This window comes from Exiguobacterium sp. s35, from assembly GCF_018617535.1.
GTDB classification, from domain to species: domain Bacteria; phylum Bacillota; class Bacilli; order Exiguobacteriales; family Exiguobacteriaceae; genus Exiguobacterium; species Exiguobacterium aestuarii.
Window position 1 is genome coordinate 1,628,932 of record NZ_JACSKI010000001.1, and the last position, 17,242, is coordinate 1,646,173.

At 45.1% G+C, this 17,242-nt stretch carries 10 protein-coding genes; 1 reads left to right on the forward strand and 9 read right to left on the reverse strand.

What is annotated here, in order from left to right:
- Window positions 1–13 precede the first annotated feature (13 nt).
- Window positions 14–694: a DUF4956 domain-containing protein gene (locus KNO75_RS08310; RefSeq protein ID WP_214793289.1), complete on the forward strand. Its 681-nt coding sequence runs from the start codon at window positions 14–16 to the stop codon at window positions 692–694.
- Between the two features lie 689 nt (window positions 695–1,383).
- On the opposite strand, the gene KNO75_RS08315 is transcribed toward KNO75_RS08310, so the two are convergent.
- The 9 genes from KNO75_RS08315 to KNO75_RS08355 all read right to left on the reverse strand — a co-directional run bounded on the left by KNO75_RS08315 (window position 1,384) and on the right by KNO75_RS08355 (window position 17,232).
- On the reverse strand, window positions 1,384–3,579 hold the full coding sequence (locus KNO75_RS08315) for a P-loop NTPase fold protein (protein ID WP_214821011.1): 2,196 nt from the start codon (window positions 3,577–3,579) through the stop codon (window positions 1,384–1,386).
- A gap of 541 nt (window positions 3,580–4,120) precedes the next feature.
- Window positions 4,121–5,131, reverse strand: coding sequence for a hypothetical protein (locus tag KNO75_RS08320; protein WP_214821013.1), 1,011 nt, complete (start codon window positions 5,129–5,131; stop codon window positions 4,121–4,123).
- 183 nt (window positions 5,132–5,314) lie between these two features.
- A complete protein-coding gene (locus tag KNO75_RS08325) occupies window positions 5,315–8,290 on the reverse strand; it encodes a UvrD-helicase domain-containing protein (RefSeq protein ID WP_214821015.1) in 2,976 nt (991 codons plus the stop codon).
- Between the two features lie 191 nt (window positions 8,291–8,481).
- On the reverse strand, window positions 8,482–9,444 hold the full coding sequence (locus KNO75_RS08330) for an aldose epimerase family protein (protein ID WP_214821017.1): 963 nt from the start codon (window positions 9,442–9,444) through the stop codon (window positions 8,482–8,484).
- A 65-nt stretch (window positions 9,445–9,509) separates the two neighbouring features.
- A complete protein-coding gene (locus KNO75_RS08335) occupies window positions 9,510–10,202 on the reverse strand; it encodes an N-acetylmannosamine-6-phosphate 2-epimerase (protein ID WP_214821019.1) in 693 nt (230 codons plus the stop codon).
- Window positions 10,199–11,707, reverse strand: coding sequence for a DUF4127 family protein (locus tag KNO75_RS08340; RefSeq protein ID WP_214821021.1), 1,509 nt, complete (start codon window positions 11,705–11,707; stop codon window positions 10,199–10,201). Before KNO75_RS08340 ends, KNO75_RS08335 begins: the two co-directional genes overlap by 4 nt.
- Window positions 11,708–11,716: 9 nt before the next feature.
- Window positions 11,717–13,375: an ROK family protein gene (locus tag KNO75_RS08345; protein WP_214821023.1), complete on the reverse strand. Its 1,659-nt coding sequence runs from the start codon at window positions 13,373–13,375 to the stop codon at window positions 11,717–11,719.
- A gap of 24 nt (window positions 13,376–13,399) precedes the next feature.
- Entirely contained in the window at window positions 13,400–15,892 is a 2,493-nt protein-coding gene (locus KNO75_RS08350) for a glycoside hydrolase family 38 N-terminal domain-containing protein (protein ID WP_214821025.1), read from the reverse strand.
- Window positions 15,889–17,232 carry an FAD-dependent oxidoreductase gene (locus KNO75_RS08355; RefSeq protein ID WP_214821027.1) on the reverse strand — a complete coding sequence of 448 codons (1,344 nt, stop codon included), beginning with the start codon at window positions 17,230–17,232 and terminating at the stop codon, window positions 15,889–15,891. The genes KNO75_RS08350 and KNO75_RS08355 overlap by 4 nt, the downstream gene beginning before the upstream one ends.
- Window positions 17,233–17,242: the final 10 nt, after the last annotated feature.

The following is a 17,242-nucleotide window of genomic DNA, read 5'->3' on the forward strand; positions in this document are numbered from 1 at the left end:
AAAGTGAGAGCCTATGGACACAACCGTAAACTTTAACGACATTATCAAAAACAGCTTTTTAAACGAGTTCAGCTTCGGCAACTTGTCAATCATCGACGTCATGCTCGGACTACTCACGGCCTTCCTTGCGGGGAGCTTCATCTATTTCATCTATAAGACGACCTATCGCGGCGTCCTCTATAGCCCGAGCTTCAATGCGACACTCCTCGTCATGACAATGATCACATCGCTCGTCATCATGACGATCTCGACGAACGTCGTCCTCTCACTCGGGATGGTCGGGGCACTCAGTATCGTTCGCTTCCGGACGGCGATCAAGGATCCGCTCGACGTCGTGTTCATGTTTTGGGCGATTGCGGCTGGTATTTCAAGTGGGGCGGGGTTATACTTCCTGACGTTATTCGGCGCCGCCGTCATCGGAGCGGTCATCGTCAGCCTGGCTCGTAAGAAACATACCGACACCCTTTATCTGCTCGTCATCCATTACTATGAGGACGGGAACGATGAAGTGCGACGGGAGTTGCAGCAGCTCGACTACACGCTCAAGTCGAAGATTGTCCGGAAAGACGTCGTCGAATTGACGGCCGAAGTAAGGTTGAAAATCGATAACACGGCGTTCATGAACCGATTGAATGACATCGAGGAAGTGCGGGATGTCTCACTCGTTCAATACAATGGGGATTATGCTGTGTAACACCGCGGGACCGATTGAAAAGTCGGTCCTTCTATGAGTTATAAGAAAAAACAATAAATGAAGTATCAGACGGCACACCCTCAGCTCGTCTTAAGTGCACAAGCATTGAAGGCGGCTTATTTTATCAATCCTTAGTTGCTGCCCGGTTTTATGCCTTCTAATGGTCAAACATACACAAATCTATATAATCCATCTGATTTATTGGATGCAATGTACAAAGACTATAAATCGTTCTACCTCAAACTATTAAAAGTATACTCGGTTAACTACGTCTGCTTCAGCTATTACTAGTGTCGAACGACGAGCACAAATCCAGAAATCATTTAGTCGAAAGAAGGCTAGATGCCATCGTTACACCTTATACGGAGAAATATATAGAGGACGATTCTCATGTCTATAATATCGAAAAGCGTATAGAGAAGATGCATAAGACCATCACAGACGAAATCAATATTATCGACTATACGAGTTATGAATCGATTCACCTAATGATTGTGTCGATTTACGCGATAAGGAAATAGTATGGCCCCAACGATAATGAAGGCAATAAGACACTCGGTAGAAGAACTTTGATTGGTCCAGGCAGTTCATTGAAACGAATAATGAGGAATTCACGTCTAAAATTACAATACAGAAATGAGAAAAGCAGCCTCGGTTAATGAACTGAAGCTGCTTTTAAATCTAGTTTTTTAATTATTTCCTGATTTCTTCTCGTTGTTTTTATTCAAAAATAGAAGATTCATTTTTTGATTCAACATATTAAGATGTTTTTTAGATTCTGGATTAAAATGCGAGCGTTTATCAAGGAAAAAGTGAGCACTTTTAAAAATTTGATAGTTATATTGAGTAATATTTCCATCTTCTAAACTAATATTCAAATCATTTAAAAATTCAGAAACAAATGAAGCTAACTCTATCTCACTTTCTTTCGTTAGCTCAGAGTTATCCAAATCAAGATTTTTTATCAAAATTAATGCATTGTTCAAACGAATTAATTTACGCGGTTCAACGTACTCTTTTTGTTTTTCCACTGCATTTTTTATTAAACTAATCTCTTCGAAAGTAAAAGATGATACAATCTCAGATTCTAAATATTCTCTGCTTGAATTATCATCCAGATAGTCTTCTTTTGTTTCTGCTATTTCTCCGTTTTTCTCATCCATATTTACTAAATAATTTATATTTATATTTTCATTCTTTGTATTCCTAACATCCAGTAGATTCATCTCGTTATCAACGCTAAAAATTTTATCTACTAAATCATTATATGAAGGAACATCATCAAGATATATAGAGAGATCTAAATATTTATCCATGTACTCTTTACCTAATTGATAAGAATTTATACGCGTTGTACCATAGACTGTATCTCTAATCAGAAAAGACTCCGGGAAACTATTGACAAAAAGGTATGGATCATTCATCGTCAAGCTTTTTCCTATGTGTGGAAACACAATATCGTGATTAAACGAGAGTAAAAATTGTAATGATACTCGATTTGTCTGTTTAATCCCTTTAAATAACTGTAAACATTCCATTAGTTCAGGTAATAAGTTTTTGTTCATTCGATCAATTTCATCTAATGTAATCAGAATTCGAATTGAATGATCTTTCTTTAAGAGTCTATCTGTAATTTGAAGTAACTGTTCAAACTCATCTTTACTTTTAAAATATGAATTCATAGTTTGAGTGTATTTGTTGGGTAAGAAAATTTGACCCAGCTTTAAATTAAAAGTTTTAATAATAGTAACAAGCAACATTGTAAGTGTAATTATCCCACTAGTATTTTTTAAATCCAGTTTAAATTCACTTGGTGGGTCAATTAATAAAAATGTTAAACACCCTAGCACAATATAAAATACTATTAATAACTTTTTACCTAACAATACTTTACCAATATTATTAAGATTGAAGCGCAACTCATAACTACTTAAACCAGGTAATTTTATCAAGGTTCTCTTGTTGAAGGGATTCAATTCTTTAGAACCATTCTTTTTTTCTTTATTCTTTATTTCTTTTCTTTTTTGTTCCATTTCACCAATTATTGAATTTAGTATGTTTAGCCACAGTGTTTCTTTTTGATCAATTAATGAACAATCAATATTTGCTAAAATATACGTCTGATTTTTATTTCCAACAAGTTCTGCTTGTTTACTGACTTCTTCATGCAACAAGTGAATGAACGAACTTTTCCCCTTCCCCCATTTTCCAAATACACCCAAAAATAACTGGGTTTCTTTTGGGTCTGTGTCGCTCTTTATACTTTTTTGTGTAAACCCTACATAAAACTGAGCAACTTTTTTAATTAAGTTTTTTCGTGACAAATAGTCTTTCTTTGCAATTTTGTCAGTGGTCCCTTTATCTCCTGAAATCAAGTTTTGTCGTCTCGATAACACAAGTGGTAACTGTCGAACAAATTCAGGATTCGGATTACTTGCAATTTTTATACCACTAATAATCCTATCCTCAATTTTTTCTCCCATATTTTCATGGACCACTTCTCTACTGAAATCAATTTCTGACAAATCCTCCAATATAAACAATTGATCATACTTAGCTTCTTTCCATAGACTCTCAGCAATTTCGGGGTAAAGTCCTTCAAAAACATATTTCACTTTAGCGCAATGATGATATCTATTCCTTGAGTAAAATAGAACAATGTCGCCAGGAGCTATTTTCTTGAAAATGCTTTTGTATTTTTGATTGACAGCCCACATTGAGTATGATTTATGTATTGAAACATTTCTCTCCTCCATCTTCAACTTATCCGTTTCATTTAATTCTTGTGAATATTCTGCTAAATTTACACTTTTAAGAACTGTTCTTAAAAAGTTTCCATTACTGTTCTCTGCAAGAAATTGTGATCCTAATAAGATTACGTTCATTGATTTTTCGTTCTCCTTTAGTTCATGATTTTTCTCTTCATATTCTACAGGTATAACAGTTATGAAACTTCAAAAAAGTTAAAAAGAGTTAATTTTATCTAATAAGAACATTTTTTTAAATTTTGATTCATTTATATATATTTAAATACTTAATATGGATGATAATTTAATTTTTTAAACTCTCTTCTCAATTTTTAAAGAGCGCATAAGCGTATATATTATGCTCTAACAATCTCGAACACTATTCGCGTTCAGTATGACATTCTTCGTCAGTTTTTTAATTTTCCAATTTGTCACTCACGCCGAGATGAGTTTATCAAAAATGATCTTCAGACTTCAGACAAAGATGGCGATACTTCTCCTTCGTCTGATACTTTAATTCAACATTAGGATGAGATCATACATCGATGACTTGATCTTCTATTCATTCTGGGAGATAGTAATCAATGTGTTGAATGATATATCGTCGTCAACAAGTAAATGAAAAAGCCGACAAACTTGTTCCATACAAGTCTGTCGGTTTCCATTCTTACATCACACTTTATCGAATTTCTATATATTTTGAAGAAGTATTGGCACATTCTCTACAAATATATTCTGGTTCCAAATTAAAGTCCTCATCGTAATAAAAACCAATTATTTCATCGGATGAAGGCTCACCACAAGAAGCACAACTAATACTTGGTTGCGATTCAAAACAATTTAAACAAAACCATGCATCGAATCTTTCGTCATAGTAACAATCATCAGCACCACAACTTTTACACCTCTCTATTTTATATTTCTCACTCATTCTTCGTTTATTCAATTCTCCCACACAGAACTCGCTGACATAAGAGTTCTCATCACTTTGAAATAAGTCATGAGTTGATTCATATTGCTTCCTACAAAAAACACATTTAATCAAACCATCTTCATTGGTTGTAAGATATTTTTCACCACAATTAGAACAAGGTATTTTAAATGACTTTTCTGGAAACAACTCGTATTTATATAAAGTAAGTCCTTGTTTTTTAATTCTGTCATTTGCGAGTGCAATATATGATTCATGGATAGATTGAATTTCGCCAAGTTCTTCAATAATTCCTTCTTTTTCTAAATAATCATTTAACTGAAGTTCTAATATATCCTCTATCAGATATTTAGTTACAGTTATCACTTCGGAAACAATCTTAGAACATTCTTCTTCAGAAAGTTCTACTTCAAAATGTTGAATTTTATTTCTGAGTGCATAAGTTTTTTTGATAACATCTTCAACATAAGGAGTTAAAGTAACTTCAATCAGTCCAAGTCTCTTCAAAGAACTTTCCAAATTCACTGTATGTGCTCCAGGTAATCGTTCAATATTCAATTTATCCAAATCTGAATAGATTAGAAGAGGGTGTCCCTTTACTCTTAAAATTTCTTTTAGTAAAAGTTCAGTAGAATGAGCGAGAAGTAATATTGAGAATTTGTAATGCCTTGTCTCTCCCTTTGATTTGGCTCGGAAAAAGTATTCAATAGCTTCTTCAAAAGAATTTGTCGCATTTTCTAACAAGTCCAGTTTAAGCATGATTTCCTCCTTTTTGAAACCCTCCACAGGAACTTAATATACCCCAAGCCGATACACTGTCCGTGAGTGATACAACTCACCCTGTTTTAGTTCGATTCGCATACGTCGAACTTTCACCAAATGACTTTGACGTTTCCAAAGAAAGTGACAAAAACCTTCACTTTGAAAAAATATTACACTCTATTACGTCATCGGCATCGTATGTTGACAGTCAGGATAATTCGAGCACCCGTAAAATTTTCCGTTTTTACTATTACGCAAAACCATGTAACCTTTACAAGATGGACAAATAATTGGATTATGCAAAATCGCCGTATCTTTCAATGTATATGAACAAGTTGGATAGTGGCTACATCCAAGAAACGGACGATTCATTTTTTTACTTTCCCGAATCACCAATCGTCCCTCGATACAACGTGGACATGTCGGTTTAGTTTTAGCAATATCTCCGTTCTCTGTAGCTACATAGTAAGGCACTTCCTGTTCACGAATCAATTCCTTCACGAACACCGACATACGTTCGTTCGGCGTCAAGATATAAGTGACGTTCTTCGTACGAGTCAGGGCAACGTAAAACAAGCGACGTTCCTCTCCGAACTCTAGTTCCTCCTGTTTTTGTAAGACGAGAGATAAGAGAGGATCGTCCACCATCTTGTTCGGAAAACCAATTATTCCGTTTGCCGCATTGACGAGCACGACATTTTCCGCTTCGAGCCCCTTCGAACTATGGGCCGTCAAGAAACGAATTTGTAGTTTCGGGTATTTATCATAAAGGATATCCGCCCCTTTTTTCGAGAGCGAGATTCGAAAATCAGCGTTTTGCTCTAAAAAATTGATGTCGAAGTTGTTTCGTCCAATCAATAAAAGGCTCGTTACTTCACCGTTTTCTGACACGATGTCTTCAATTACCTGAGTCAGCGAATGCACGAGATCAGCTTTCCCTTTAAATCCTAAAATTCGAATCGGAGTTTGGGTTCTCTTAGGTGAAGAAAGGTTTTTTCGAATTTGCTTCCCGTTCTTCATGATAAATGTACCGGCTACGTTGATAAGCTCTCTCGAGTTACGATATGTCCGTTCAATCTTCAATATCTCACTCTTCCCGAAATATCGTTCAAAATCGATAAAAAGGCTCAAATCCGCACCGGTAAAACGGTAAATCGACTGCCAGTCGTCCCCAACACACATGACTCTCGCATTCACCATATGTCGGATAGCCTCGACTAAACGGAAACGACTGAGTGAAATATCTTGAAATTCATCGATGATAATGTATCGATAATCTAGATTTACTTGACCAGACTTGACGAGAGACGTTGCCTCAATGATCATGTCGTTAAAGTCGATTTGATTTGACTGTCGCAATTGCTGCTCATAGTACTTATAAATAGGACGAAAAATCTCTAAAAATAATTTAGTACGCTGATACAAGAACGGATTATTCGAATCAAGTCCGCTAACAAATTCATCGAGCTGTGCCTCTTTATAGCCATTTGACTTAAACAACGTGAGAAACGTTCCAGTAAATTTGACGAATTCATCAAAATACGACTTCTTATTAAAATCATATAGACGCTTAAAAATCTCCACGACTTCGACTTCTTTAAACACGACACCTTGTCGCCTTAATTTTTTCTCGAGTTGTTCAAGTAATCTTCCTTCGCTCGTGTAATAGGAATAGGTCTCAATCAAGGTAGTTTCGTTAACCTCGTGAATAGCACGTTTCCACTTCATACCATCTATATACTTCTTTTCCTCAATCGGACTGAGCCATTTCGCCCTCTGATTTTTGTCGACCCCGAAGTGCTCGATGTAAATACCATACTCCGGCAAATAAAAGTCTGGTTGATACTGTCGATGAAATTCGTCTGCTGTTCGATATTCGTAGTCGGCTTCGTACTCGTACTTTACTCCGTGTAAAAATAGAAAGTTCGCAATCATGACTTCCTCAAGACTTTTCACTTTTTCATCTCGAATCGTCACGTTTTGTCGCTTCTGAGCCGCAATCGTCTTGTCGATATATTTATTTTCGAGACACAAGTTTTTTAACGTCCTAAAATCAAGATGTTTATGATACTCGTGATATTCTCCAAGCGTATCAAAGTCCCCCATCCCTTTTGGAATGTGGAGATAGTAACCGAAAAATTCAATCAGTTTCCGTAATAGCAAAGGATGACGGTAAAATTCTTTTTTACAATATTCCATAATAATTTTATGAAGATTGTCATCTATTTGAGGCTTCATTTTCGTATGTTTGCTAATGATACCCATCCCTAGTCCATGGAACGTTTTGACGTCCACATTGATTCCTAATCGGCTTTTTATCCGTTCTCTCATTTCTTCTGCTGACTTCTTTGTAAATGAGATGAGCAGAATTTCTTCCGGACGAATTCCTTTTCGCTCAACGAGATACTTTACTTTCGCTGAAATGGTCAGCGTCTTCCCTGATCCTGCACCGGCAACCACTAAGTTTGCATCTTCGTCTACGACAACAGCTTTTCGTTGTTGTGAATCGAGCGACTTTCCATCAATGTTATCAAAAAGATGCTTCATATGAGACATCTCTCTCACGACGTACTCCTCGTTCCATGTTCGAATTGATGTTTCTAAATCCGCATAAATTGAAAGAAACGATTGAGCTTGTTCAATATCTGTTCCTTTGAAGAATGCTTCTACAGCGCGATATCTCTCCTGAAATGAACGCTTAGCAGTATCTCCAATATAGTCACATTTTAATTGTTCAATCTCTTCTTGAAAGTTGATAAGCTCACGATAATAGCGCTCTAATTGTTGATTCACTTCTTTTGCAACCAAGTGAAGTTTGTTCAATTCAAAGAGAAAAGCTTCTACCTTTTTCCGATAATCTGTTTCTAGCGTAGCAAGCGGATGAGTTGGTTTGCGTGTGGTTTGCCCGATACTCGTCTGAATCATATCGATTTTAGACAAGATGTCATCCTTGGTACAACTATCATGAAGTTCTGTGTAAGGCGAAAGACTTTTTTCAATTTCATGCTGTGATATTGGGGTTTTGCGCTCTCTCAAGTGATTCGTGAGTTTTGATAATGTTCCTAAGGCAACTTCCATTCGTTTAATCTCACGTCGAATCTCGGAGCTGATCCTCCACGTCCAATACGTTCGCTTGATTGCGGCATACCATCCCATGTGCCTATCCTCCATCCACTTTTATTTCCCATTAATAATATTCACCATTTAAATATTTTTACACCCTTTTATTTCACAAAGAAGTATGGATTGTAAAAGCTATTTTTAGAATCAAAAGAATTTACTATTTCAGAAATAAATATACGGCCAAGCGTGGAAAGGTCACGTTTGGCCGTATATTCAAAATATCGTTATTCCACCCCAAATCGATACACTGTCCGAGAGTGATACAGCTCACCCGGTTTCAGTTCGATCGAGGTTGCGATGTCTGGATGGTTCGGGGCGTCCGGGAACGCCTGTGCCTCAAGACAAATCGCGCTATGTTTTTGGCGGCCGTCGAGCGTCACCGGTGTCTCTTCACTGAGGAAGTTGCCCGTATAGACGATCATGACGGGTTGATTCGTCTCGACCGTCATCGTCCGTCCGCTCACCGGATCATGTAGCCGTGTCTCCCCATCCTTCAAGATAAATGGATGATCGAGTCCACCAGCCCGTTCAATCGCCTCGTCTTCCGACGCGAGCGCCTCTCTTACCACTTTCCCGTCTCGGAAGTCAAACGGGGTCCCACTCACATCACGCAACTCCCCAGTCGGTAACGAATCCGCATCGAGCACCCCGACCGAATCAGCTGGTAGCGTCAGCTCATGGTCGTGGATGGTCGGGCGTCCCCCGAGATTGAAGTAGTTGTGATGGTTCAAGTTGACCCACGTCAGTTGGTCGGTCTCTGCTGTCATCGTGACAATCAGTTCATTGTCATCCGTCAGTTCGTATAGCACCTTGAAGAAGACGTTCCCAGGATACCCTTCTTCCCCGTCCGGGCTCACGTAAGTGAACTGGATACACTGATCGTCCGCATCCATCTCCCAGTAGCGAGCCGTGATACCTTTGTCACCACCGTGGATATGATGGGGTGCCTCGCTTGGGGTCAAGGCGACGCCATCAATCTCCGCGTCACGGATTCGTCCGGCAATCCGCCCGACGACCGATCCGAGATAGACCGGGTTTTCTAAGTATTGAGAGACGTCCCCATACTTCAAGATGACCGAGTCTAATTTGCCGTCCCGGTCCGGGGCCGTCAGTTCCGTCATCGCACAGCCGTAGTCGATGGCGGACAGTCTCATGCCATTGGTGTTTTGAATCGTCGCTTGTTTCATTCCATCACCCATCCTATCAAGTCGTTCCCTATCGATTCCCTCATCTCGAACGACTTACACCTACGTTATCTTGGTGACAGGCTATGAATCCTTTCCACAAACCGCTTCGCAATCTGTTGCGGCCTTGTGATGGCGCCACCGACGACGACCGCATATGCCCCAAGCTCAAGGACGCGTCGTGCGTGTTCCGGTGTGATCACGTTTCCTTCCGCAATGACAGGAATCGAGACAAGCTGCACCATTTCCCTTAAAAATTGAAAATCCCCTTCATACACCTTCTTGCCGGCTGTCTCCGCGGTATACCCGTAGAGCGTTGGGGCGACGACATCGAAGCCTAGCTGTTCGGCACGGACCGCATCTTCTAGTGTGGCACAATCTGCCATGAAGCGTTGATTCGGATATTTCTCTCTTACTAGTGGAAAGAATGTCGCAATCGTTGACCCGTCCGGACGTTCACGGTTTGTGGCATCAAGCGCAATCAAATCGACACCTGCCGATACGAGCGCATCGACTTCTTCCATCGTCGGGGTGATATATACATCCGAACCATCGTATTCTCGCTTGATGATGCCGATAATCGGTAAATCGACGACAGCTTGAATCGCCTGAATATCTTCGATGCCATTCGCGCGAATCCCGCTCGCCCCACCTTCTTTTGCGGCGATAGCCATACGCGCCATGATGGCCGAACCATGAAGCGGTTCATCTGGGAGTGCCTGACAGGATACAATGAGCTGGCTTCTCAGTTGTTCAATCATTCGTTTGTTCCTCCAAACTCTAATCGGCATTCAAACATGCGATTCCAAGGTGCCGATGTGTTGACTGTCCATGTTTCGTGGAATGACGTACGGAGGACGTGTCGTGCCACTTCCGTCATCATGCGGTCACGCTCTTTTGAAATCGTCTCCGCATGTCCGTTTAAATCGAAATAGTTGGCCCCGTATTCGGGTAACACGGTATCGGTCATCTTCATCCGAATCTTCGCCTGGTATACAAAATCATCGAGCACGTGATAGAGGACGTTCTCGCGAATCCGCTCGTTCTTCCCGACTTGGGCGAACACCCCTTGCGCGAGTGTTGTCCCGAGCGTGTTCCCGTTCGTATTCCATCCCTTGTAAGAGTCCAACCGTTCGAGAAGATTCAACTCATCGAGCCACATAATCAACTCTTGGTCTCCCCCATTGGCGTAGGCACTGTCGGCGACGATGACTCGTTTCCCACCAGTCAGTGCTGCTTCGATGCGGGTGACGAACTGACGCATATGACGAAAACTCGTGTACGTCACATCGCGCTCGTCCTGATCCCAAGATTCTTGCATCGCACGTCCCGGTACATTGTAGGCGAGCATGAGATCCGCATCTTCCATCCGCTCCGCAATCTTCAAACCGATCGCATCAAGGTGAGCATACATGCTTTCGATGAACGGTCGATCTTCGTACATCGGGATCAACGTCGGACCGAGGACACTACTCCAAATCGGATACACACGTGGCGCTGTTCCCCGACGGTCCAAAAAGGCCCGAGCGACCATCGTCGCTCCCACTTCATCTGCACCCGGATACATATGAACCTTCGTGAAGACTCGGCGCTCTTGAATATGTTGAAGCACTGCGGTCTGATCAATCGACGTATAGCCATATTCGGCACTGTCATCTTGCGGGATGAACAATCGTTCGATGACCCCTTCCTCAACGAGTTGAATCATCGCCTCGTTGATGGAACGGTTGAAGGCACGTCTCGTCTCATAATCCACTACGTGCTCAGTCGGAATCAACTCATTCAAGTTTGCGAGTTCGCCCTGTTCTTCCTCGATTAGTCCGTCCCGCTCCCCTTGGTCCCGTAACCAGGCACGTCGATACATCTCCGCACCAAATTGTCCATAATAGTCAGGTTCTTCGTCATCCGAGCTATACTTTGGGGTACGCATGATCATCGTCGCAACATAGAGCGGTGCCTCCGTCTCACGCCGAAGCGTTCGCATCCACTCGATGAACGTGTCACGGTCCGCCTCGGTCATATGATGAAGACGTGACGGCAACAGTCCACCGTAGCAAAGCATGTCCGCACTGAGGACGAAGGCGTCGCAGTCTTTGACACTGTGCACCCACTCCCGCATCCTGAATTTGTCGGCCGCTTCTTTTTTATAACCATATACATGATCGGGTGGTGTCAGTAGCGTCACCTCGTCGGTCACCCCGACGATGCGCTGCACCACGTCGACATTGCATGGTCGTTCATCAATCGGTACATATACGATCTTCATCGTCACACCTCAAATCGTCTCACTGCTCGGCTCTTCCACCCGAACCGTGTGCGTGATGACATCTAATAGATAAAACAGTGCCACTTCCCGAATCGACGTCACATTCGCATTTTCCGTCGAGGCGACGGTCAACCGGACGTCCGAGACAGAGAAGAGTGGCGAATCGCTCTGTGTCGATAGACCGACGGTGACCGCACCGATTCGCTTCGCATGCGTCAACCCGTCGATGACCTCCTCGCTGTAGCCATCGCGACTGAGTCCGATGACGAGCGTCTCGGGGCGAATCGCTCGTTTCGACAATTGAATGGCTTGAGCGCCCGAGAAGCCGTCCGTCATGACGCCGAACTCCAATAGTTTCATCTTGATGGCGGGTAAGAGCGGTGACCACTCATCCGTCGCGTATAAGACGACCTGGTTCGTCGATTCAAGCACTTCCTTCAGGCGGTTCATCGCTTTTTGGTCGTACAACGATTCGTATTTCTTCATCATCATGAAGTACGCCTCATTGATGTCATCGAGCCCATCGATATTCGAAGGGCCATAATAGCGATTGCTGACGGTCGCCTCTTTGGCGAGTAGGCGCAATTTGTTGTATGACCCGAACTCGAGCTTTTGACAAAAACGGGTGATTGTCGCTTCCGAGACGTTGATTTGACGGGACATCTCCGTGATTGTCTTGTTCGGAACGGCCTCGAGGTTCTGGATGATAAAGTCTGCGACGAGCTGCTCGCGTTTCGTGAAGCGATGATGGTTCGACTCGATGATCGTCGTGATGCTTCGGAGCGGTCGCATCGATTCCTGGAGCAAGAAGTGACGAAGCGCCCCGATCATACCGGCATTGTTCAAGTTGCGGGCAATTTCGATCGTCGTCTTCTCCAAGATGGCCGGGATGATGTCGGCAGCGAGTTGCTTCATGATGCGGGGATACAGATAGTCCTTTTGCGCCGTGATCCCGCCGCCGATGATGATTTTTTCGGGGTTCATCATATACGTCACCGTCGCAATCCCTTTAGACAAGTAATAGACGAGGCGATCAATCTCCTCGATGGCGATCGGGTTACCTGCATGTGCCATCTCGAACACGTCTTTCCCGTTCAGTCCCGTCTGTTCCGTTCTCGCCTCGACACGTTCGATGAGGACACGGGTCGACGCCAATTCTTCGAACGCATATCCTTCGATCGGGATATATCCGATCTCGCCCCCACTGAAGCTATGTCCCGTATGGAGTTTGTTGTCGAGAATGTAACTGCCTCCGATCCCGGTTCCAATCGTCAGACAGAATAAGCTTTTCGCCCCTTTGCCGCTCCCGATCCACGACTCGGCCAGTCCTGCGCAGTTCACATCGTTTTCGACTTCGACCGGCAGACTGAACGTCGCCTCCAATGCTTCCTTCAATCGGGTACCTGTATACGCCGGAATCAACTTCGAGGCATAGACGACGACGCCTTCTTTCGAATCGACTTGTCCTGCCGTCGAGATGCAGATTCCCTGTACGTCGTGACGCGTCTGCAGGTCGCGGATGAAGCCCGTCACCTTCTCTAAGATGTGAGCCCCGCCCTGATCGGCTTCGGTCATGCTTTCATGCTTTTCGATAAAGATTGCATTTTCCGTCAACACACCGTACTTGATAAACGACCCGCCAATGTCGAGCGCTACGAATTTTCTCATCTTTGTCACCTTCTTCGTTAAAGTCTATTTCTCTTCGCTCGTCACCCGGATCGTCACGATGTCTTTCGGTCGGACCGTGAACGTGTCGTCCACTTGTTCGATGACGTCTCCTGTTAACGTTACTCTCTCTAATGTTACCTGTTGTTCGAACATCATGGTAACCGGAACGCATTCCATCGTCGGATTGAACAGGCGAATCTCGCTGACGTTCGGTTCGATTCCTGTCACACTCGAGAATACGCCACCTGTCATCGTGAACCAATGTCGCGGTGTCGCCGCGCGTGTTTGATGAATGACCGGACGGCGACGGAAGCTCGTGATGTGTGTCGAAGCCTCCTCTTTTCGATTCAACAACAGTCCATATTCGAATGTGTCGGTCCGCAAGCATTGGGCACCCGGCACTTCAAATCCGGGGCCCGCCCCGTTTCCTCGCGTGCGCAAGTCCCGTCGCGACAGCCAGCCGACCGCACGGAGCATCGTCAGCTCCAAGACGTCTCGGCCGTCATATGTGCTCACTTCGTATTCTTGCAAACCGCGATGGACGAGGGTGTGCACATTCGCCTGAACGAACGAATACGTCGGTGCTTGCGCCATGACGCACTCTTCATTTTTCCCGGCATCCAATCGCTTATCCCGAAGCGTCTCCCGTTCGTTCCAATCAAACGCCGTGTCCGCTGTCGTGACTTCGCACGTTCCGACATCAAAGGCGACACGGAGCTTGTGGTCTTGTGCCTTGTTATCTACCGTCGTCTTGAAGCGGATGAGCGGATCTCGTTCATTGAGCGTGACCGTCGTCGTGATCGGCATCGTCACCATCTGTTCGCTTCCTGTTTGACGTGAATCATTCAAAGAAGCCGGGACGGTCAACGCATATTCGAGCCGCATCGTTTGATGGGCTTGACCACGCTCCACCGTCGCATGAAGCAGTGTCGCTATTGACAAACGGTCTTCAAGTGGCGGTGAATAGTTATACGTATCGCCCGCATCGAGACTCGAGTAGAAGACGTGTTGCCCTGGATAACGTGTCCCGCTCGCTATATCGGTGATCGTCAAGCCATCGCCGTCCACTTCGACTTTTATGAACGCGTTCTCGATGGTGTCTTTCGTTTGATCAAGCGGTCCGACTTCTGCTTCGAGCCGTTCAATCTCACATACGTAAGCGCCCGCCCCGTCGACCGGGATGGAAAAGACGACGTCATATTCGACATACTCCTCATAATGCGGCTCTGCCAAAATGTGTCGTAGGAACACTTCTTTCTCTTCCCGACGTAAAATGTCAGCCTCGATCTGCTGTTCGTTCATGCGAAGGCGGATGTGTCCGAGGTCGAGTCGTTTCGGGATCCGAATCGTTGTTTCGATTGGAAGCGTCCGTTTGACCGGTACGGTCGAGATCACCACGAGCTGGTCATTATAGCCCTCACCGAAATATGGCGCTGGATAATGTTTGTCGAGCTGACTTTGTTCAAACTGTCTCATGGCAGCGAGTGCCCGCGCCGTACGCGTCTCCATCTCTTCATGGACCGCATCGATGCTACATCCGCAGATGCTGTCGTGAGGTTGGTTTTGTAAAATCAGCTTCCAGACGTACTCGCGAAATGAATCGTTTCGTGTCTCCGTCCCGAGGAAAGCGTTCAAAAATCCGAGCGTGTTGAGCGCCTCGTCCTCGACGAGTTGATTGTCACGCTTCAGATACGTCCGTGTCGAGAGAACACCGGGTAGGATGAAGATTTTTGACGGGTCCCGTTGTTCGCCGTGAATCGTGGTTGTCGGACGATGGCCCGCTACCGCGTCCATATAGTCGGACATGAGCGATTGACGGACCGGCAAATCGATGGCGTCGAGTCGGTCCTTGATGTCCGGCGCCGTGAACGTATGATCAGCCCCGTTCATGACCAAGTAATGCCCACTTTTCACGAACGGTTCGTTCCGCTTCACATAGTCCGCCATCTCTTCCTGAAACGCCTCATGTTTTAAAAACGTCTGGTAATAACCCTCGAACAACGGAAGGACGAACGTCTTGACGTGCGAACCGTTCGGTGCGACCCATGTATTCTCGAATGCATCCGAGACGGCGCCACGCCAAAGGATGGCATGACCGATTCCGAACTGTTCTAGAATCTGCGGCATCTGTCCGATATGTCCGAACGTATCCGGTAAATAACCGATATCATGTTTTGATCCGAGCGTTCGTGCCATCTTCGTCCCGATCTTCAAGTTTTGAATGAGTGACTCTCCTGCCACTAAAAACTCGTCGGCGAGCAAGTACCATGGTCCGACCTCAATCTTGCCTGCGCGAATCCACTCAAGGAGCTGTTCATATTCGTCCGCACTGACCACTTCCCGATAATCATCGAGCACGATCGTCTGTCCGTCTAAAAAGAAGTTATCGAATTGCCCGGCCTGCAGGCGATCGACGACATAGCGCAACCCTTCCGTCAGTTTGAAACGGAACGATTCGAACGATTCGTACCATTCCCGGTCCCAATGCGTATGATTCAAGACATGCACTTGTTTCATTGAAGGACCTCCATTCGTTCCCGGATCAAGCTGCCGTCGAGTCCATTCAGCGCTGTTTTCGTTTTCAACGCGAGTGCGACGGCGAGTCCCGTCGCTTCCCCGACGTCACGGAGCGTCGGTTGAATCCGAAGAGAGGCCTGCATGAGGAACGTGCTCGAGATATGTCGTCCGGCGAAGATGACATTCGTCACGTCGTTCACGATGAGTGACCGATACGGGATTTCGTAATATTCGCCCGCCGTGTATTTCTTCGGTAGCGCCTCGTCTCCTTTGACACGATGCACATCGACGTACCAGTCGCCTTTGGCAATGGCGTCATGGAAGCGGGCCCGATTCGCATAGTCCGTCTCCGACAACACATATTGTCCTTGAATCCGATACGACTCACGGATGCCGAGCTGTGTCGCTTCTTTTAATAAGAACGCAGACTCGAATCCGGGTAAATGACGGACCAAGAACCGGCTGAGTCGTTGCATCATCCGTCGTCCGATGCGCACCGCTTCAGAGCGGGCGAACGGGTCGGTCGTGTCCGTCAATCCTGGGATGTGAGGACAGTTGAAGGAGAAGACGCCGGGTTTGCCCGGTTGTGTGAACCCTTGGAAGTATTTCAAATCGTCAGTCGTGAGTTCGCCTGTCTCCAATCCGTCTCGGAATAACGGTTCGAGCACATGTCCTTTTCCCGGGACCATGACGATTTCAAAGAAGTCCGGGTCTTCGATCTGACAGAACGTTTCGCCGAGCCCGAGTACATACGCTCTGAGGCGACTGAGGTCGACGCCACCCATCTCAAAGCGGAACGTCATCTGTTGGTTATGTCCATTCTCGTCACCAGAAGTTGTCGGGATGCCCGACACACGCGCGATGACGGCATCCGCCGAAGCATCGATGACCGTCTGCGTCTTGATTGCGACGAGACCGGCGCATGTCTGGACGATCAGATGGGTGATCGTGTCCTCGTCTTTCATCACATCGATGACGACGGCATCGTATAACACCTGACATCCGACCTGTTCCAACAGCTCATCTAGCACCGAAGTGAGCGTCTCGACGTTGAACCACCTACAATTCGTCGTCCCATCGTCGGTTTTGACGCCGCGTTCTTCCAATCGGTCTAAAATGTGACGATTGACGCCCCGTGGCTGGACGTGCGTCGGCATCATCGGAGAGACGAGCGCGTTCGTCTGCGTCCCCCCGAGTGCAATCGTCTTTTCAATAAGAAGGGTGTCGATTCCTTCGTTCGCTGCCGTATAGGCCGCCGTCACGCCAGACGTCCCGCCGCCAACGACGACACACCCGACGTCTCGTACTACCTTGATTTCGTGCCCTGCGTAGTGAATCATCTCTTCCGCG